Source organism: Streptomyces nitrosporeus, assembly GCF_008704555.1.
GTDB lineage: Bacteria > Actinomycetota > Actinomycetes > Streptomycetales > Streptomycetaceae > Streptomyces > Streptomyces nitrosporeus.
Genome location: NZ_CP023702.1, coordinates 7,050,484 through 7,069,137 on the forward strand (window position 1 = coordinate 7,050,484; position 18,654 = coordinate 7,069,137).

Sequence of the window (18,654 nt, forward strand, 5' to 3'; positions counted from 1 at the left end):
CACCGTCTTCCGGAGGGGAGATCGCTCACACCTCCTCCCGGAGATCTTCACATCCTGTGCGGGCGGTCGGACGCCGCGGGATCCTCCCGGGCGGGCGCCGCGAGGCCCTCCTGCCCGGGCGCCGCGGGGTCCTTCCGCCCGGACCGCGCCCCGTATCCGGCAGCACAGCACGCGACGACCGCCGTGCCCGCCAGGGCGCCGCCCACCACGTCGCTGAGCCAGTGCACGCCCAGATAGACACGGGTGAAGGCCACACCCGGCACCGACACGGCCACCACGGCCAGGGCGGTGGCCCACAGGGCGGGTGACGCGCCGCACAGCCGCAGCAGCCACAGGAGCAGACCGCAGGTGACCACCGCCGTCATCGCGTGGCCCGAGGGGAACGCGGCGTACTGCGCGGAGTCCACCGGATCGGGCCACTGAGGCCGTTCACGGCCCACCACGGCCTTCAGCGCCTGCTGGAGGAGGGCGGCGCACGCGGCGGTCACAGCCGTCCAGCACGCCGCCGCGCGGGCGCCCCGCCGCCAGAGGGCGACCACCACCACGGCGGTCAGCGCCCGCATCGTCCAGGGGTCCCAGATCCAGTCCGTCAGTACCCGGTTGACCCGCACCACGGCGGGCTCGGCCACCGCGTGCCGGTGCAGCGCCTCGGCCACCGCGCGGTCCACGGCCGCCAGCGGCGCCCAGTCCGCCGCCACCAGGCCGAGCAGGACCACGAACAGGGACGCGCACACGACGGCCACCGCCGCGGCCGGGCCCGGCGGCGAACGGCGGGCGGGGGGAGGGAGCGGGGGAGAGCACATGGGAAGAGATCCTGTCCGACAACCCCCGCCGCCGCCAAGCGGTGTCCGGAGCCCCGGGGCGTGACGGACGCCGCCGGGCCCGTCCTCCGGACGGACGGCGCTACTTCCGGAACACGCCCTAACCCAGAGCGCGGAGCGCCGGGACGAACGCCACCAGCAGCGGCAGCACCGGGACCATCGCCGCCGCCGCCGTCAGCCGCAGCCGGCGGGCGGCGGTGAGGCGTTCCACCGGGGAGAGCAACCGGTTCACCCGCTGCGGGACCTGCGCGTCCGGAGCCGGGCCGGGGCCGAAGACCCCGCGGTCCTCGTTGAGTTCGACCAGGGCGAGGGCGATCGTGAGGCGGCCGAAGCGGCGTGAGGCCACATCGTCCGCGGCCAGTTCCACGAGCCGGTGCATCTCGTCACGGAACGCGGCGAACACCGGCACCTGCCCGAAGCCCGTCGCGAGCGCCGCCGAACAGTGCAGCAGCCAGTCGTGGCGCGCCTGCGCGTGGCCCTGCTCGTGGGCGAGCACCGCATCGAGCTGACGCCCCTTCAGCCTGCTCAGGGCCGCGGTCGTGATGACGAGCTGGGGCGCGGAGCCCGGCAGCCACCAGGCGTCGGGCCGTTCGCCCTCCAGCACCACGAGACGGCCGCTCCCCGGCTTCTCGCCGGGCAACAGCGGGGAGCGGACCAGCAGTTCCTCGCGCCGCCGCCTGCGACGCGCGCGGGCCCGGCGGACCTCCCGTACGAGCATGACCCCCGTCCACAGGCCGCCGAGGGCGAGCAGCACCGCGATGACCGCCGACCACGGGCCGTACGCGCCCAGGGCGTACGCCTCCACCACCGCGTGCGGGGCCGGGGCGAACACATGCCCCCGGACCGCCTGCCAGGCCGCGGCGGCGCTGAAGGTCATCGACAGCGCGAACGACAGCAGCACCCCCGCCACCACGCACTGCCACACCCACAGCGCCACCACCGGCTCGCGCTCCGGCCAGCGGGCCCGGGCCATCAGGCCCGGGGCCACGACCGCGGCCAGCGCTCCGAGCAGCAGCAGCACCAGGGAGACCAACATGACACCAGCCTATGAGCCCGCGCCGCCCTCCGATACGGGCGCGCACGGCAAGTGACGCAGGACACGGTTTGCCGGATCCGCCGTCTCACATGGTGAGCAGCATCGCGAACATGGCCATGCCCATCGTCAGCCGGCAGGCCAGGGCCAGCTCGGGCCGGGTCCCCCAGGAGAGCCCCGGTCCGCCGCCGGACGGCCCGGCCGGGAGGCCCGGGGAGGCGGCGGCCACCGGTATAAGACGTCCCGCCGCGTACAGGACGTACAGCGCGTAGTACACCAGCAGGGCACCGGTCAGCAGCGGCACGCCTCCGGCGGAGGCGCCCGCGCCGTGGGCCCCGTGGGCCGTGTGCGCACCCCCCGACAGGCCCGGGGCCATCGCCAGGGCCATGTAGACCATGGCCAGCGATCCGACGAGATGGTGCACATGGTGGGCGCCGCCGCGGGCACCCGTGAGCGCGCGCAGCGACGCGGCGCCGAACACCACCGCGTACACCGCCCACGACCAGGCCGGCGGAGTGAGGACGGCGGCGGGCAGCGCCATGGCGGCCATCCCGAAGCCCATGAGGGCCTCCGCGCGGGCGGCCCCGCGTTCTCCTTCCGTGCCGCTGCGGGTACGCAGCAGGCAGTACGCGCCCGTGACCGAGCACAGCACCATCGACAGCCAGCCGGACAGCGCCGGTCCGTGCACAGCGATCCTCCCCCTACGGCGGTCGACGCCGGTTTCACTTGGTCGATGCCCGGCGCCGCGCCGCTCTAACGGGGCGCGTTGGGGTACTGGGGGAGCGCGCCGTGATCCCGCAATGAGCGGGCGGCGCCGGGGTTAACCTCGGACGGCACCGTAGGCAGCACACACCCGAAGAGAGCCCGCATGGATACCGCACCCTCCCTCGACCAGGCCCAGCTCACCTTCCGCGACGCGACCGAGGACGATGTGCCCGCACTGGTGCGGCTCGTCGAGTCGGCCTACCGCGGGGAGTCCAGCCGGGCCGGCTGGACGACCGAGGCGCACCTGCTGGAAGGGCAGCGCACGGACGCCGACGGTGTGCGCGCGGTGGTCACGGCGCCGGAGAGCCGGATGATGGTGGCCGAACGCGACGGTGAGACGGTGGCCTGCTGCCAGCTCGAACACCGCGGCGACGCGGCCTACTTCGGCATGTTCGCGGTCCGGCCGCGGATGCAGGGCGGTGGTCTCGGCAAGGCCGTGATCGCCGAGGCGGAGCGCGCGGTCCGGCAGGGCTGGGGCGTGAGTGAGATGCACATGACGGTGATCTCGGCCCGCGAGGAGCTGATCGCCTGGTACGAACGCCGCGGCTACCGCCGGACCGGGAAGATGAGCCCCTTCCCCTACGGGGACGAGCGTTTCGGAGTACCGCAGCGTGACGATCTCGCCTTCGAGCTGCTGATCAAGGAGCTGTGACCGGGGCCGGCCCCCCGGGCGCCCCCGGCGGCCGGGCACCCCACGGCCGTGGCCGGAACCCAGCCACGGCCTGTGTCCCGGCCCGCGCCCGGCCCGCGCCCCGGTGCCCGTCCGCCCCGGTGCCCGTCCGCTCCGTCCGCCCCGGCCGCCCCGACCGCCCCCGTGCTCAGGCCGTGAGCCGGGCGGCGCGGATGATCTCCGGGTGGTCCGTCGTCGCGCCGTCCAGCCCCAGTGCCCGCACCAGACGCAGATGATCAGGGGTGTTCACCACCCAGCCGATCACCTTCAGGCCCTCCGCGTGCGCCTGCTCGGCCACCTCCAGGGTCAGCCGGCGGATGTTCAGGGCCAGGGCGCCCGCGCCCGCGGCCTTCGCCCGTTCCACGACGTCGCCGCCCCAGCGGCTGCCGATGAGCACCGTCCGCACCCCCGGCACCAGCCGGGCGATCTCGGCGACCGCCTCGTCGTGGAACGAGGACACCTCGACCCGGCCGGCCAGGCCGCGCCGCAGCATCACACCGGCCAGCACGCGAGCCGCCGCCACGTCCTTGATCTCCGCCTGCAGCGGCGAACCGACCGCGTCGAGGACGTCCTCGAAGACCGGGATCCGCTCACCTTCGCCCGCGTCGAGTTCCCGCAGCTCCGCCAGCGTCCTGTCGGCGACGAGCCCGCTGCCGTCCGTCGTGCGGTCCACCGAGGGGTCGTGCATGACGGCGAGCGCGCCGTCCTTGCTCAGATGCAGATCCAGTTCGATCGCGTCCACGCCGGCGCGCTCGGCGTGTCTGAAGGAGCGCAGCGTGTTCTCCGGCTCCACGCCCATGACCCCGCGATGACCGATGATGAAAAGACTCAAGACAACCCCGCTTCCCGCGGCTCCCCGCGTGGCCGGCCGACCGCCTGCTTGCACCTGCCCAGCCAAGCAGCATCGACGTACGGGGAGCCGCAGGCCCCGAGGAAGCGGCGGAAGAAGTCGCTCAACGCAGGTGTGGCAGGAAAAAATGCGGTCAAGGTAAGGAATGGCAGAATAATTTCCAGGTCTCTGCTTGTCCGAGGGAGCAGCCCCGGATACCGTGAACGCAACGCGAGGTTCTCCTGTGAAGGAAGTGTCATGACGGAAATTCTTGAGCGGGACGCCGCTTCCGGCGCGATGGCTTCCGGTCGGCGGGTGGTCGACCACCCCGCCTGGACGGCCCTCAAGAGCGCCGTGGAAGAGCTCCGTCCCTGGCAGTCCCCGGACGGCTCCATCGACTTCACCGCGGACGGGGCGCCGGACCCCAGGGCCGCCGAGGAGACCGTCCGGCGTGTGACCGCCGCGATCGGTGAACTGTCCCCGCTGCTCCCGCACGACGCCGCCTACCACCGCGCCCTCGTGGCGGACCTGCGCCGCTGGTCCGAGGACGGCTTCGGCATACCGGACTTCCTCGACTCGCTGCTCGCCTTCCAGCCGGCGAAGAACCGCGCCGACGGCCTCCAGCACCTGGTCGTCTTCGCGATGTACACGCAGAACGGCAATCCGGACCGCAACCTCGAAGCGGTGGTGCTGCGGATGGTGTGGCCGGACTGGCTCGCCGAACTCGAGGCCACGCGGTACGACAACCCCCTGTTCTGCGGGATCACCTTCGAGGACTTCACCTCCGGCTACGACACCAACTCCGCCGTCCTCTTCCCCGAGACCATCGCCGTACGCGAAGCTCCCGAGCGGTTCAGCTGGGGCGGCATCTTCTGCGACCGCGAGGCCGCCCGGTTCCGCCGGGTGACCGAGGCCGCCGTCGGCCTGCTGGGACTCGACCTGCCCGACGACATCCGGGAGATGGTCGGTGACCAGCAGCGCTGCGAACAGGCCTTCGTGCTCTGGGACATGGTCCACGACCGCACCCACAGCCACGGTGACCTGCCCTTCGACCCCTTCATGATCAAACAGCGCCAGCCCTTCTGGATGTACGGGCTCGAGGAGCTGCGCTGCGACCTCACGGCGTTCAAGGAGGCCGTGCGGCTGGAGGCCGACGGCTTCGGCCAGGGCCGTGACGTCCAGTTCGCCGTGCTCTTCGACCGGATGTTCCGCTTCCCGGTCACCGGCGAGCGGGTCCGCAACTACGACGGCCTCGGCGGCCAGCTGCTCTTCGCCTACCTCCACAAGCACGACGTGGTGCGCTGGACCGACAACACGCTGAAGATCGACTGGGCGCGCGCCCCGCAGATCACCAACCAGCTCTGCGCCGAGATCGAGAAGCTCTACCGGGACGGCATCGACCGCCCCAAGCTGGTGCACTGGTTCGCCGCCTACGACCTGGTGTCCACCTACCTCGCGCCCCACCCCGGTTCCCGCTGGGCCAAGGGCCCGGACGCCCTGGACCTGACACTTCCCCCGCGTAAGCTCGTCGACGACGTGCTTCCGGACGAGTTTCCCCTGAGCATGTTCTATGAGGCGCTGGCCAAGAAGCTGAAGCACGTGATCGCCTCCACCAAGGGGATCACCGCGGCGAGGGCCGGACGGGCGGCGTGAGCAGAGGTTCCGAGGAGGCGGTGGTCATGAACGCAACGACCGGCAACACGGGCGGGGTCCTCGAAGGCGCGGTGGTCGCGGTGGCCGGGGCCGCGGGCCCCGCGGGCCGCGCCACCCTGCTGCGGCTGGCCGAGAGCGGTGCGACGGTGGTCGCCTGCGACGCGCACCCGGAGCGGCTCGCCGAGGCCGTCGACGCCGCGCGGTACGCCCACGGCGGCGCGACCGTCACGGGGGAGACCGTCGACCTGTTCGACGCGGACGCGGCCCGTGACTGGGCGGACCGGACGGAGAAGGAGTTCGGCCGCGTCGACGGACTGGTCCACCTGGTCGGCGGGTGGCGCGGAGGCAAGGCCCTGGACCGGACCAGCCTGGGCGACTGGGACTTCCTGGAGAAGCTGCTGATCCGCACCGTGCAGTCCACCTCGCTGGCCTTCCAGGACGCGCTCCGCCGCAGCGACCGGGGCCGCTACGTCCTGATCAGCGCCGCCGGCGCGAGCGCCCCCACCGCGGGGAACGCGGCCTACTCGGCGGCCAAGGCGGCCGCCGAGGCATGGGCCCTCGCGCTCGCCGACGCCTTCCGTAAGGCGGGGGGCGAGGACGGCCCGGCAGCCGCCTCTGCGATCCTGGTCGTCAAGGCACTGGTGCACGACGCGATGCGCGCCGAGCGCCCGAATGCGAAGTTCGCGGGCTTCACCGATGTCGGGGAACTGGCCGAGGCCATCGCCGGCGTCTGGGACCGGCCCGCCGGAGAAGTGAACGGAAAGCGTCTGTGGCTGACCCCGCAACCCTGAAGACCGACGCGCGACGCCACCACGACCCGCAGATCCGCGGATTCGCCAGTGACAACTACGCGGGCGTCCACCCGGAGGTGCTCGCGGCGCTCTCCCTCGCCAACGGCGGCCATCAGGTCGCCTACGGCGAGGACGACTACACCGGCCATCTCCAACGGGTCATGCACAGCCACTTCGGCCCCACCGCGGAGGCGTTCCCCGTCTTCAACGGGACCGGGGCCAACGTCGTCGCGCTCCAGGCGCTGACCGACCGCTGGGGCGCCGTCATCTGCGCCGAGTCCGCGCACATCAACGTGGACGAGGGAGGAGCGCCCGAGCGTGTGGGCGGACTCAAACTGCTCACCGTGCCGACCCCGGACGGAAAGCTCACCCCGGAGCTGATCGACCGTCAGGCGTACGGCTGGGACGACGAGCACCGTGCGATGCCGCAGGCCGTGTCGATCACCCAGAACACCGAACTGGGCACGGTCTACACCCCCGCGGAGATCCGTGCGATCTGCGAGCACGCCCACGAGCGGGGCATGAAGGTCCACCTGGACGGTGCGCGGATAGCCAACGCCGCGGCATCGCTGGACGTGCCGATGCGTACGTTCACCAACACGGCCGGTGTCGACGTCCTGTCCTTCGGCGGCACCAAGAACGGCGCGCTCTTCGGTGAGGCCGTCGTCGTCCTGAACCCGGACTCCGTCCGCGCGATGAAGCACCTGCGCAAGCTGTCGATGCAGCTCGCCTCGAAGATGCGGTTCGTCTCGGTCCAGCTGGAGGCGCTGCTCGCCGGGGACCTCTGGCTGCGCAACGCCCGCCACTCCAACGCGATGGCCCAGCGCCTCGCGGAGGGGGTCCGCGCGGTGGACGGGGTGGAGATCCTCCACCCCGTCCAGGCCAACGCCGTCTTCGCCCGGCTGCCGCACGCGGTGTCCGAACGCCTGCAGAAGCGCTTCCGCTTCTACTTCTGGGACGAGGTGGCGGGAGACGTGCGCTGGATGTGCGCGTACGACACCCGCGAGGAGGACGTCGACGCGTTCGTGCTGGCGATCGCGGAGGAGATGGCGGCCTGACACCGCGGGGGCCGTGCGGCCGGCCGGAGAACTCCGGCCGGCCGCACTCCCGTGTCCGGCGCGTTCCGGGGCCGGTCAGCCCTGCTCGCGGACCTCGGCGGGCGTCGGAGCCGTACCGCCGAGGTGGGCGGGCACCCACCAGGTGTCTCCCGCGTCCCTGGGGCGCACGGGATAGGCGCGCTGCGCCGCCTCGAGGAGCTCCTGCACACGTTCGCGCAGACGACGGGTGATCGCGCCCGCGTACTGGTCGGCGGGGGCCTCCACGGCCTCGCCCACGCGGATCGTGACCGGGATGTGGCTGCGCCGGAAATTGCGCGGCCGGCCCTTGGTCCACAGCCGCTGGGTGCCCCACAGCGCCATCGGGACCAGCGGGACGCCGGCCTCCTGGGCCAGCCGCGCGGCGCCCGACTTGAAGCTCTTCAGCGTGAAGGACTGGGAGATGGTCGCCTCCGGGAAGACGCCCACGATCTCGCCCGAGCGCAGTGACGCGAGCGCGTGCGCGTACGCGTCCTCGCCCTTGCTGCGGTCGACGGGGATGTGCTTCATACCGCGCATCAGAGGCCCGGAGACCTTGTGGCGGAAGACCGAGTCCTTCGCCATGAAGCGGACGAGCCGCTTCTGCGGCAGGGCGCCGAGCCCGGTGAAGATGAAGTCCAGATAGCTGATGTGGTTGCTGACCAGAACCGCCCCACCGGTCTTCGGAATGTGCTCCGAGCCCTGGGTGTCGATCTTCAGGTCGAGCGCCTTGAACATCGTGCGGGCGGCGCCGATGACCGGCCGATAGACGAGTTCTGCCATCTGGATGAGGACCCTTCGTTCATTGCCTGGGGAGGGTTCTCCCGGCGGAAGTTACGCAGCCGTAGGTTTTCGGCATTGGGGCGATCGTGCCCCATGTGCGACGCCGTGGCCAGCCCCACAGGGCCCGGAGCGGGAGATTCTCGTCACGTGGGCCCCGGGGGAATGCCGCGGGGGCCCCGGACGCTGACGCCGTGTGGAGAGTTCCCGGAAGGGACGGCGGACGGAGGACCGAAGAGCCGTGGACACACTGGACAGCGCCCAACTCGGCGTGGAACCAGGGGAGCGCGCGACCCTCGTGCAGTTCTCCACCGCTTTCTGCCAGCCCTGCCGGGCCACCCGCCGGGTCCTCGCCCAGGTGGCGGCGATGGTCGACGGGGTGGTCCACGTCGAGATCGACGCGGAGGCGCACCTCACGCTCGTGCGGCGGCTCCGGATCAGCCGCACGCCCACCGTCCTGGTGCTCGACGCGGCGGGCCGGATCGTCCGCAGGGCGGCGGGCGTGCCGCGTACCGCCGATGTGGTCGCTGCCCTGGGGCAGGCGATATGACGGACCGTGACGCTGGTCGCACTGGGTGGGACAGGACTTGACTGGGCACACCAGGCGTCATCAGGCTGAACCACATGCCGCCAGCACTTCTTCTCTTCGGCCGCGTCCACGTGGACCTCGTACGGCACGCCGGCGCGCGTTGTCCGGGTACGTGACACGTCCCTCGCCCGCGCCCGTTCCACAGAAGGAGTCCCCATGACGGCCCTGCCCGGCCTCGACACGCCCCGCACGGACACACCGGAGCTGCTGCGCTCCGTCTTCAGGCAGCACGCCGCCGGCGTCGCGGTGATCACCGCCGCCGGTGACCGCCCGGCCGGCTTCACCGCGACCTCGCTCAGCTCTGTCGCCGCCGAACCGCCGCTCGTCTCCTTCGGGGTGGGCACCTCGTCCTCCAGCTGGCCGGTGATCGCGGAGGCCGGGCACGTCGGTGTCCACCTGCTCGGCGAGGACCAGCGGGACCTCGCCGCGGTCTTCGCGCGGCGCGGTGCCGACCGGTTCGGCCCGGCCACCGACTGGCACACCGGGCCGCACGGCGTGCCGCTGCTGGAGGGCGTACTGGCACGGCTGGTCTGCCGTGTGGTGGCCAGGATCCCGGCCGGGGACCATCGCGTCGTGATCGCCGAGGTGGTCCACGGGGACCCGCCGGACGGCGGACGGCCGCTGGTCTACCACCAGGGCCGGTTCACCGCTCTGCGAGACTGAGCACGAGCAGGCGGAACGGAGGCCGGCCGCGTTGGCAAGGTCACAGTTCCAAGCGCTTGCTCATGGGTAAAACACTGGCTGTACTGGCGAGTAATATTTCGCTTGGCACATCGGTCGCCCTGACCGGAAACCGCCCGAAAAGGCGCCTATGCTGCGTGCAACAAGGCAGCCCAGAAAAGACGATGCAGTAGGAGAGCCGGCGTGAGCTTGAGGATCGTTGTCTGTGTGAAGTACGTGCCCGACGCCACCGGCGACCGGCACTTCGCCGATGACCTGACCCTGGACCGTGACGACGTCGACGGTCTGCTGTCGGAGCTCGACGAGTACGCCGTCGAGCAGGCGCTGCAGATCGCCGACGAGGCGGACGACGCGGAGATCACCGTCCTGACGGTGGGCCCCGAGGACGCCAAGGACGCGCTGCGCAAGGCGCTTTCGATGGGCGCCGACAAGGCCGTCCACGTCGAGGACGACGACCTGCACGGCACCGACGTCATCGGCACCTCGCTGGTGCTGGCCAAGGCCATCGAGAAGACCGGCTACGACCTGGTCATCTGCGGCATGGCGTCGACGGACGGCACCATGGGCGTCCTCCCGGCCCTGCTGTCGGAGCGCCTGGGCGTCCCGCAGGTCACCCTGCTCTCCGAGGTCTCCGTCGAGGACGGCACCGTCAAGGGCCGCCGCGACGGCGACAGCGCGAGCGAGCAGCTTGAGGCGTCCCTGCCGGCCGTGGTCTCCGTGACGGACCAGTCGGGCGAGGCCCGCTACCCGTCCTTCAAGGGCATCATGGCGGCGAAGAAGAAGCCGGTCGAGTCGCTGGACCTGGAGGACCTGGAGATCGAGGCGGACGAGGTCGGCCTGGAGGGTTCCTGGACCGCCGTCGACTCCGCGGCCGAGCGTCCGGCCCGTACGGCGGGCACGATCGTCAAGGACGAGGGCGAGGGCGGCAAGCAGCTGGCCGAGTTCCTCGCGGGCCAGAAGTTCATCTGAGCCCGAGGCGCCACCCGCGTCCCGCCCCCGCACACTTCGCACGCAGGAGATTGAAGTCCCATGGCTGAAGTACTCGTCTATGTCGACCACGTGGACGGTGCCGTCCGCAAGCCCACGCTGGAGCTGCTGACCCTGGCCCGCCGCATCGGCGAGCCCGTCGCCGTCGCGCTGGGCAACGGCGCCGCGGACACCGCCGCGGCGCTCGCCGAGCACGGCGCGGTCAAGGTCCTGACCGCCGACGCACCGGAGTTCGCCGACTACCTGGTCGTCCCGAAGGTGGACGCCCTCCAGGCCGCCTACGACGCGGTGTCCCCGGCCGCCATGCTGCTGCCCTCCTCCGCGGAGAGCAAGGAGATCGCGGCCCGCCTCGCGCTGCGCATCGGCTCCGGCATCATCACCGACGCCGTCGACCTGGAGGCCGGCGACGAGGGCCCGGTCGCGACGCAGTCCGCGTTCGCCGCCTCCTTCACCACCAAGTCCCGTGTCTCCAAGGGCACCCCGGTCATCACGGTCAAGCCGAACTCGGCCGCCGTGGAGGCCGCCCCGGCCGCCGGCGCGGTCGAGGCCCTCTCGGTGTCCTTCTCCGAGAAGGCCACCGGCACCAAGGTCCTCTCCCGCACGCCGCGTGAGTCGACCGGCCGTCCGGAGCTGACCGAGGCCGCGATCGTCGTCTCCGGCGGCCGTGGCGTCAACGGCGCGGAGAACTTCGGGATCATCGAGGCGCTCGCCGACTCGCTCGGCGCGGCCGTCGGCGCCTCCCGCGCCGCCGTCGACGCCGGCTGGTACCCGCACACCAACCAGGTCGGCCAGACCGGCAAGTCCGTCTCCCCGCAGCTGTACGTCGCCTCCGGCATCTCCGGCGCGATCCAGCACCGGGCCGGCATGCAGACCTCGAAGACCATCGTCGCGATCAACAAGGACTCCGAGGCCCCGATCTTCGACCTGGTCGACTACGGCGTCGTCGGCGACCTCTTCGCCGTCGTCCCGCAGCTCACCGAGGAGATCAAGGCCCGCAAGGGCTGATCCGGCGCGAGCCGTACCTCTTCCGACGGCCCGGGGCCGCGTGGTGGCGACACCACGCGGCCCCGGGCCGTTCCGGTTGCCATTGACGCCCGGGAGCGGGGCTTATAGCTTCACCATGCGGATGATCGATTCCGTTCAGTGGAAAACTGAAGTGGAGGGCATGGTCATGGGTCAGCAGGAGCAGGTGGCGACGAGCCTCACCGGCGCGGTCGGCCAGGAGATCGGCGCCTCGCTCGCGGGGGTGGACGCCGAACTCGCCCGCCGCTATCCGGGCGACCCCGGCACACGCCAGCCGGTGCACACCGTCTACGTCCCCGCCGACGCCTTCGCCGCGGACACCGTCCGCTCCTGGGGCGACCGGGCGCTCGCGGCCATGGACGAACACGCCCCCGACGCGGCCACGTTCGCCCGGGTCCTGTCCATCCCGCAGGAGCTCGCCGGACCCGTCCACGACCGCGTACGCGCCAAGCTGGAGCGCGAGCCCGTGGAGGACCTGCGGATCGACTTCGAGGACGGTTACGGGCCCCGCCCCGACGCCGAGGAGGACGAGGCCGCCGCCCGGGCCGCCCGGCTGGTGGCCGAGGCGTACGCCGACGGCACCGCCGCCCCCTACACGGGCATCCGTATGAAGTGCATGGAAGCCGCCGTACGCGACCGGGGCATCCGCACCGCGGACATCTTCCTGACCGGCCTGATGCGGGCCGGCGGCCTGCCCGACGGGCTCGTGCTGACGCTCCCCAAGGTGACCTACCCCGAGCAGGTCACCGCCTTCACGCGCCTGCTGGAGGCATTCGAGCAGACCCACGGACTCCCGGCCGGACAGCTCACCTTCGAGATCCAGATCGAGACCAGCCAGTCGATCCTGGCCGCCGACGGCACCGCCGCCGTGGCACGCATGATCGACGCGGCGCGCGGCCGGGCGACCGGCCTGCATTACGGCACCTTCGACTACAGTGCCTGCGTCGGCGTCAGCCCCGCCCACCAGGCCGGCGACCACCCGGCCGCCGACCACGCCAAGGCGGTCATGCAGGTCGCCGCGGCGGGCACCGGCGTACGGGTCTGCGACGGCTCCACCAACGTGCTGCCCGTCGGCCCCACCGAGCAGGTCCACGACGCCTGGAGGCTGCACCACGGCCTCACCCGGCGCGCCCTGGCCCGCGCCTACTACCAGGGCTGGGACATGCACCCGGGGCATCTGCCCACCCGGTACGCGGCCGTCTACGCCTTCTACCGCGAGGGCCTCGGCCAGGCCGCGTCCCGGCTCGCCGCCTACGTGGCCAGGGCGGGCGGCGACGTCATGGACGAGCCCGCCACCGCGAAGGCGCTGAGCGGCTACCTGCTGCGCGGCATCGACTGCGGGGCGCTGGACAACGAGGAGGTCACCCGGCTCACCGGCCTCGGCCGCGCGGACCTGGACGCCTTCGCCTCACCGCGGCGCGGCGGCCCGGCGGCCTGAGCCGCCGCGGGCGGGGCGCGGGCGTCCGGTCCCTCACCGGCGGGCCGCGCCCCCGATCCGCCTCGCCCGCTGGGTGAGTCTGCTGCGCAGCCGTATGCTGACGAGGGACCCGGCCAGCAGCACCAGAACGGCCAGGCTGATGACGCGCCAGGTGTTGCTCTCCAGCACGGTGACCACACCGATGAAGGCCAGCCCGAGCAGGAACATCATCTCGCGGAGTTCCTTCTTCAGCTGGTAGGTGCGGCTGCAGCGGATGCGGACCGTGGCGAGCCACTGGCCCTGGACGCCGAGACCTGCCCACAGGCGGCGGTCCAGGAACACCCACGGCAGATCGGGGTACGTGCCGAGGGCGTCGAGGGAGCTGGGGTACCGGCTGGTCAGGTCGCCGCCGTGCAGATCCTTGCGGCGTTCGATCACCTCCTCACTGGTCTGGATGGCCTTGAGCTGCAGCGTCGGCACGATGCCGTCGCTGCCGGGGAACCCCTCCACCACGACGTCGTCACCACTGCTGACGCCGAGAAGCTCCAGCGTCAGGGCGTCCAGGAGGCAGACCTCGTGCTCGGCGCTGGCCCGGTCGCCGTCCTGGACGCGGCAGGTCACGTAGTTGAGCGGTCCGAACAGGGCGTTCCGCCAGCGGCGCCGGGTGCGGGGGAGCGCCGCCGGCCTGACGGCGATGTCCTCGCCCGGCTCCACCCCGATGCATATCCGCAGCGACCGGTCCACCTGGACCGTGCGCCGGTCGTCGGGGTCGAGCTCGGGTGCGACGACCACGTTGGCGAGCGCGCCCAGCCGCTCGCGCCGGGCCGGAGGCACCTGGGCGTTCTGCAGGACCACGTGCTCGGGGTGCCGCAGGTCCGCCGCCAGCCCGGCCGACAGCCGTACGACCCCCGAGCCGCGCTGGTCGTAGGTGTCCGGGGTACGGGCCACCCGGTGTGATCCCGCGGGGAGGGGGTTGGCCGGCTGGATGTCGTCGTACACGACGGCGGCGGGCCTTTCGGGGACATGGCCCTCCAGCCCGGACGGGGTGGTCCGGCCCTCGTCCCGGAAGAGCCGGGTGCCTTTCTCGCAGAGCTGCTCGTTGCCGCGAGCCTGTGAACTGAACTGTTCGGGGGTGTCGCCGAACCACTCGCGCAGGCGCCGCGATTCGGCCAGCAGTTCCGTGAGCAGCCGCCTCTCGCCGTTGTGGGGGCGCGGTGTGCCGGTGCCGTCGTGGAGCACGCCGTACCGGTGGACGTACGCGTAGACCCCGCCCAGCAGTTCGCCGGACGGCAGCTCGAACCGGAAGTCCGTCCCCGGGAGCAGGACCCGGTCGTACTCCCCTCCCTCGGTGAAGACGCCCTCGCTGGCGTCGACGACCTCGAGCTGAGTCGCGTCGAACCAGGTGACGAACAGGTCCCGGGTGACATGAGGGGCGTGGAAGGGGGACGAGGACACGTAGCCGAGCGGGCTCACGTAGGCGGAGACCCCGATGTCGATCCCCACGGTGCGGACCTTCACCATGGGGATGGTCGAAGAGAGGCCGTGGCCGTCCATCTTGTGTTTCAGCTGCGCCGGGCAGGCGTTCGAGCCTACGGACAGCACGGGGAAGCGCTCACCGGCCAACGGTTCGTTGGCCCGCATCAGGGCGTAGTCCAGCGGTACGGCTTCGCCCGGCTCCGTGCCGCCTCCGAACCCTTCGGCGGGGCTGTCCACCAGCCACTGAGCCAGTCTGCGAGCCCGGCCGGGGCGCAGCCGCAACAGCCGGCCGCGGTACAGCAGCCCGGATTCCACAGGCCAGGCCCCCGGATAGACGAGCGGCTGGTCGCGTGGTGCCACGTGGAGGCCGAGCGCTTCGAGCGATCGATTGTCCATCTGGTTCCTGGCCTTCCCCGGATGATTCGGCGTTCGGGCGCAGTGCGTCCGATAGCGTAATGAATCACCGGCTCATCGGGATAGGCCGCTTCGGAGTGACAACGGGGCTCAGGCGGGCGGGAGTTCGCCCGAGCCGCGGGCGACGAGGCGGGTCGGGAGCGTCACCCGGGCCGGCGGACGGCCCGATCCCTCCAGCCGGCGGAAGAGGTGCTCCGCCGCCGTGCGTCCCACCGCCGCCGGGTCCTGGGAGACCACGGTGACGCCGAGGAGGTCGGCCAGCTCGATGTCGTCGAAGCCGACGAGGGCGATGTGGTCCTCGCGACGGGCGAGGACGCGCACGACGGTCACGGTCACACGGTTGTTGCCCGAGAAGAGCGCGGTGACCGGCTCCGGGCCCGCGAGCATGGCCTCGGCCGCCGCCGCGACCCGTCCGGGGTCGGTCGCGCCCTGGGAGACCCAGGACTCGCGGACGTCGATGCCCGCGTCGGCCATGGCCGCGTGGTAGCCGCGCAGACGCTCCACGGCCGTGTGGATGTGAGGACGGTCGCCGATGAAGCCGATCCGGCGGTGGCCGTGCGCCAGCAGGTGGGCGACCCCTTCACGGGCACCGCCGAAGCTGTCCGAGAGGACCGTGTCGGCCTCGATCAGACCCGCCGGCCGGTCGACGAAGACGGTCGCGACGCCCGCCTTTATCTCGGGCTCCAGATACCGGTGGTCCTCGCCCGCCGGAATCACGATGAGACCGTCCACCCGCCGGGCGCAGAGCGCCAGTACGAGCTCCTGTTCGCGCTCGGGGTCCTCGGCGCTGGAACCGTTGATCAGCAGCGCGCCGTGGTCGCGCGCGACCTCCTCCACGGCGCGGCTGAGCGGGCCGTAGAAGGGGTCCGCGAGGTCCTCCAGCACCAGGCCGATGGAGGCGGTGCGGCCCTTGCGGAGCACCCGCGCGCTGTCGTTGCGGCGGAAGCCCAGCGCCTCGATGGCCTCCTGGACGCGGCGCTCGGTGTCCGGCGTGACGCCCGGTTCGCCGTTCACCACGCGGGAGACCGTCTTCAGGCCCACCCCCGCGCGGGCCGCCACGTCCTTCATCGTCGGCCTGGTGCCGTAGCGGGGCTCGGGGTGACGGGCGGTCTCGGCCACGATGCGCTGTCCTGTCGTCGAGTGGGCGTGCCCGGCCCGCTCATGGGCGGAGCCGGGGAGGTGCCGGAGGCTGTGGCGTCGAGCATAGGCCCTGGACAACGTTGTCATAAGAATGGAGACTGGGCGGGCCGCGGACCCGGCGTCGCAGGTCCGCCCCACACCCTCCGGAGAGTCCTGACCGATGACCGACCACCTCGTCGCCGCGCTGGACATCGGCGGCACCAAGATCGCCGGCGCGCTGGCGGACGACGGCGGATCACTTCTCGTGCGGGCCCAGCGGCCGACACCGGCGGAAGGGGACGCCGAGTCGGTCATGGGGGCGGTGGACGCCGTCCTCACCGAGCTGGCGTCCTCCCCGCTGTGGCCCGGGGTGGGCGCGCTCGGTATCGGCAGCGCGGGTCCCGTGGACGCGGCGGCGGGAACGGTCAGCCCGGTCAACGTCCCCGCGTGGCGCGGCTTCCCGCTGGTGGAACGGGCCGGTGCGGCCGTCGGGGGACTGCCCGTCGTACTGGTCGGCGACGGCGTGGCCATGACGGCCGCCGAGCACCGGCTGGGTGCGGCCCGAGGGCACGACAACGCGCTCTGCCTGGTCGTCTCCACCGGTGTCGGGGGAGGGCTGGTGCTCGGCGGGAAGCTGCACGCCGGCCCCACGGGCAACGCCGGCCACATCGGCCACATCAGCGTCGATCTGGACGGCGACCTCTGCCCGTGCGGCGCCCGGGGCTGCGTCGAACGCCTCGCCAGCGGGCCCAACATCGCCCGCCGGGCCGTGGACGGCGGCTGGCGCCCCGCTCCCGGCGAGGACGCCACGGCGGCCGCCGTGGCCGCGGCCGCCCGGGCCGGCGACCCGGTCGCCATCGCCTCGTACGAACGTGCGGCACAGGCGCTCGCCGCGGGCATCGCCGCGACCGCGACCCTCACCGAGATCGACATCGCGGTGATCGGCGGAGGGGTGGCGGGCGCGGGTGACGTACTCTTCGCGCCGCTCCGCAGGTCGCTGCGGGCGTACGCCACCCTCTCCTTCGTCCGGCGGCTCACCGTGGCCCCGGCCCTCATGGGCAACGACGCGGGTCTCGTCGGCGCGGCGGTGGCGGCCGCCGCGGTGGCCGCCGGCGGCCGTTCCGGGGCCCTGCGGGCAAAGGCCGCCAGGTAACCCGCCGGGTAGCTGTCCGGCTGCCGTGCCCGCCGGGCTGCCGTGCGCCCCGGAGCGCACGGCAGCCCGGCGGAACCGCACCGCCCCGACGGGATTTCCCCGGCATGGTGTCGCGGGCAAGCCGCAGGGGGCTGAGGAAGGGGGGCCCGTGACCGTCCGGACCGACTGCGCGTCCTGGAGCCTGTCCGACGGGTCAGGAGCAGAGGCGCCCACTCAGGCCGCCATGAGGCGCTTTGTGCCCCGGTGATGGACTGGACGCGGATGCGAGGCTGCTACGGGGACACGGGGATACGAGGCGCGGAAACCCGCTTGAGCGGCCGGAGCGTCATCTGACCGGCAGGACGACCGCTCCGGGCCCGGAACACATCGCCTCCGCCGGGCCCGGAGCGCTTCGGAGGCGGGGCGACAACTGGAGGTCCGCCTGGTTCTGAACGGCCGGGTGTCCCGCCGTCCGGGGCGGCACGGACTCGACCACGACCTCAGCGGTCAGACAGGTGCCGTGCTCCTGCTCGATGACGGCCCGCAGCACGTTGCCGCCCACCGGTGCAACCGAGATCCAGGCGGGGACGTCCAGTTCCACCCAGCCTTCGAAGGAGACGGACATTCCGGTCACCATGCAGTTCGCGGTGAAGGAGTTCAGATGGGCGGCTTGGCGGACGGCTTCCAGGAGGAGCATGCCGGGAGCATGGTCGACCGGGTGGTCGAACAGTACGGTGTGGTCCAGGTCGGCGCGTAGCTGCCATCGGTCCGCGCGTCCGCTGTCCGCCAGGACCACGTTCTCGTGGTGGTGGCGTCCGACCGTGGCGGGCGGTAGCGGAGGTAAGGGGGGCAAGGCCCGGCGACGGGCCTCGGCGAGGTCGCGCTCGCCGCGTAATCGCCGGTAGACGGCGGGGGAGTGGTTGGTGAACCGGGTTCTGGCGCCGCCGACGCGACGGCCGTTCAGCCGGACCTCCGCGTGCATGGTCATCGAGGCCAGGCAGCCCTTTCTGGTCCGGACGTCGGTGCAGGCGGCCTCCAGGACCACGTCGGCCCGGCCCTGCGGGATCAGCATGGCCTGCGGATCGATCTCGAAGGAGAAGCCGTCCCAGACCAGATGACTGTCGAAGGGCACGCCGTAGGCGGCGTGGGACAGCAACGGGAACGTCTGACGCACCGTCTCGACGAAGAGCAAGGGGTCGAAGCGCCGGCAGTGGGGCTGGTAGAAGGTGTGGCAACGGGGCCACCGGGCGTGGACGGTGTGGAGGTCTCCCTCATGGGTGGTCCAGTCGGTGAGGAGCACCTCGGCCGAATCGTGTTTGTGGACGAGGTGCTGAGGGACCTTCCTGACGCTTCGTGACCCGCTCTGTCTGCCACCGTGAGTGTTGGACATGCAGCACTACC

At 72.3% G+C, this 18,654-nt stretch carries 18 protein-coding genes; 10 read left to right on the forward strand and 8 right to left on the reverse strand.

Annotation, left to right across the window (positions count from 1 at the left end; all coding sequences use genetic code 11):
• Window positions 1–47: 47 nt before the first annotated feature.
• The 3 genes from CP967_RS31385 to CP967_RS31395 all read right to left on the reverse strand — a co-directional run bounded on the left by CP967_RS31385 (window position 48) and on the right by CP967_RS31395 (window position 2,542).
• The gene (locus CP967_RS31385; protein ID WP_150491204.1) at window positions 48–803 is read right to left on the reverse strand and encodes a phosphatase PAP2 family protein; all 756 of its coding nucleotides are present in this window, start codon (window positions 801–803) and stop codon (window positions 48–50) included.
• 118 nt (window positions 804–921) lie between these two features.
• Window positions 922–1,857: a M56 family metallopeptidase gene (locus CP967_RS31390; RefSeq protein ID WP_150491205.1), complete on the reverse strand. Its 936-nt coding sequence runs from the start codon at window positions 1,855–1,857 to the stop codon at window positions 922–924.
• Window positions 1,858–1,942: 85 nt separating this feature from the next.
• A complete protein-coding gene (locus CP967_RS31395) occupies window positions 1,943–2,542 on the reverse strand; it encodes a DUF5134 domain-containing protein (protein ID WP_150491206.1) in 600 nt (199 codons plus the stop codon).
• A gap of 180 nt (window positions 2,543–2,722) precedes the next feature.
• On the opposite strand from CP967_RS31395, the gene CP967_RS31400 reads away from it, so the two are divergent.
• Entirely contained in the window at window positions 2,723–3,271 is a 549-nt protein-coding gene (locus CP967_RS31400; RefSeq protein WP_150491207.1) for a GNAT family N-acetyltransferase, read from the forward strand.
• Window positions 3,272–3,437: 166 nt separating this feature from the next.
• Here CP967_RS31400 and CP967_RS31410 read toward each other — a convergent pair whose 3' ends face one another.
• Entirely contained in the window at window positions 3,438–4,088 is a 651-nt protein-coding gene (locus CP967_RS31410; RefSeq protein WP_150492137.1) for a glycerophosphodiester phosphodiesterase, read from the reverse strand.
• A 288-nt stretch (window positions 4,089–4,376) separates the two neighbouring features.
• On the opposite strand from CP967_RS31410, the gene CP967_RS31415 reads away from it, so the two are divergent.
• Genes CP967_RS31415 through CP967_RS31425 form a run of 3 tightly spaced genes read left to right on the forward strand, consistent with a single transcriptional unit; the run spans window position 4,377 to window position 7,620 of the window.
• Window positions 4,377–5,771, forward strand: a complete 1,395-nt coding sequence (locus CP967_RS31415; protein WP_150491208.1) for a DUF6421 family protein — start codon at window positions 4,377–4,379, stop codon at window positions 5,769–5,771.
• Window positions 5,772–5,797: 26 nt separating this feature from the next.
• On the forward strand, window positions 5,798–6,562 hold the full coding sequence (locus CP967_RS31420; protein WP_150491209.1) for an SDR family oxidoreductase: 765 nt from the start codon (window positions 5,798–5,800) through the stop codon (window positions 6,560–6,562).
• Window positions 6,559–7,620 (forward strand): threonine aldolase family protein, encoded by a 1,062-nt coding sequence (locus CP967_RS31425; protein ID WP_190175046.1) that lies wholly within the window; start codon window positions 6,559–6,561, stop codon window positions 7,618–7,620. Before CP967_RS31420 ends, CP967_RS31425 begins: the two co-directional genes overlap by 4 nt.
• Before the next feature lie 75 nt (window positions 7,621–7,695).
• Here the strand turns inward: CP967_RS31425 and CP967_RS31430 are convergent, their stop codons facing one another.
• Window positions 7,696–8,418, reverse strand: coding sequence for a lysophospholipid acyltransferase family protein (locus CP967_RS31430; protein ID WP_150491211.1), 723 nt, complete (start codon window positions 8,416–8,418; stop codon window positions 7,696–7,698).
• A 238-nt stretch (window positions 8,419–8,656) separates the two neighbouring features.
• Here CP967_RS31430 and CP967_RS31435 point away from each other — a divergent pair, with 238 nt between their 5' ends.
• From CP967_RS31435 to CP967_RS31455, 5 genes are all read left to right on the forward strand, one after another.
• Window positions 8,657–8,965, forward strand: coding sequence for a thioredoxin family protein (locus CP967_RS31435; protein ID WP_150491212.1), 309 nt, complete (start codon window positions 8,657–8,659; stop codon window positions 8,963–8,965).
• A gap of 195 nt (window positions 8,966–9,160) precedes the next feature.
• The gene (locus CP967_RS31440; protein WP_150491213.1) at window positions 9,161–9,667 is read left to right on the forward strand and encodes a flavin reductase family protein; all 507 of its coding nucleotides are present in this window, start codon (window positions 9,161–9,163) and stop codon (window positions 9,665–9,667) included.
• A gap of 201 nt (window positions 9,668–9,868) precedes the next feature.
• On the forward strand, window positions 9,869–10,654 hold the full coding sequence (locus tag CP967_RS31445; protein WP_150491214.1) for an electron transfer flavoprotein subunit beta/FixA family protein: 786 nt from the start codon (window positions 9,869–9,871) through the stop codon (window positions 10,652–10,654).
• 60 nt (window positions 10,655–10,714) lie between these two features.
• The gene (locus tag CP967_RS31450; RefSeq protein ID WP_150491215.1) at window positions 10,715–11,677 is read left to right on the forward strand and encodes an electron transfer flavoprotein subunit alpha/FixB family protein; all 963 of its coding nucleotides are present in this window, start codon (window positions 10,715–10,717) and stop codon (window positions 11,675–11,677) included.
• Window positions 11,678–11,843: 166 nt separating this feature from the next.
• On the forward strand, window positions 11,844–13,133 hold the full coding sequence (locus CP967_RS31455) for a DUF6986 family protein (protein ID WP_150492138.1): 1,290 nt from the start codon (window positions 11,844–11,846) through the stop codon (window positions 13,131–13,133).
• A 33-nt stretch (window positions 13,134–13,166) separates the two neighbouring features.
• On the opposite strand, the gene CP967_RS31460 is transcribed toward CP967_RS31455, so the two are convergent.
• A complete protein-coding gene (locus tag CP967_RS31460; protein ID WP_150491216.1) occupies window positions 13,167–14,984 on the reverse strand; it encodes a hypothetical protein in 1,818 nt (605 codons plus the stop codon).
• A gap of 108 nt (window positions 14,985–15,092) precedes the next feature.
• Window positions 15,093–16,121, reverse strand: a complete 1,029-nt coding sequence (locus CP967_RS31465) for a LacI family DNA-binding transcriptional regulator (protein WP_150491217.1) — start codon at window positions 16,119–16,121, stop codon at window positions 15,093–15,095.
• A 181-nt stretch (window positions 16,122–16,302) separates the two neighbouring features.
• Here CP967_RS31465 and CP967_RS31470 point away from each other — a divergent pair, with 181 nt between their 5' ends.
• Window positions 16,303–17,274 carry an ROK family protein gene (locus CP967_RS31470; protein ID WP_150491218.1) on the forward strand — a complete coding sequence of 324 codons (972 nt, stop codon included), beginning with the start codon at window positions 16,303–16,305 and terminating at the stop codon, window positions 17,272–17,274.
• A gap of 325 nt (window positions 17,275–17,599) precedes the next feature.
• On the opposite strand, the gene CP967_RS31475 is transcribed toward CP967_RS31470, so the two are convergent.
• Window positions 17,600–18,643, reverse strand: a complete 1,044-nt coding sequence (locus CP967_RS31475; protein WP_150491219.1) for a ScbA/BarX family gamma-butyrolactone biosynthesis protein — start codon at window positions 18,641–18,643, stop codon at window positions 17,600–17,602.
• Between the last annotated feature and the right edge of the window lie 11 nt (window positions 18,644–18,654).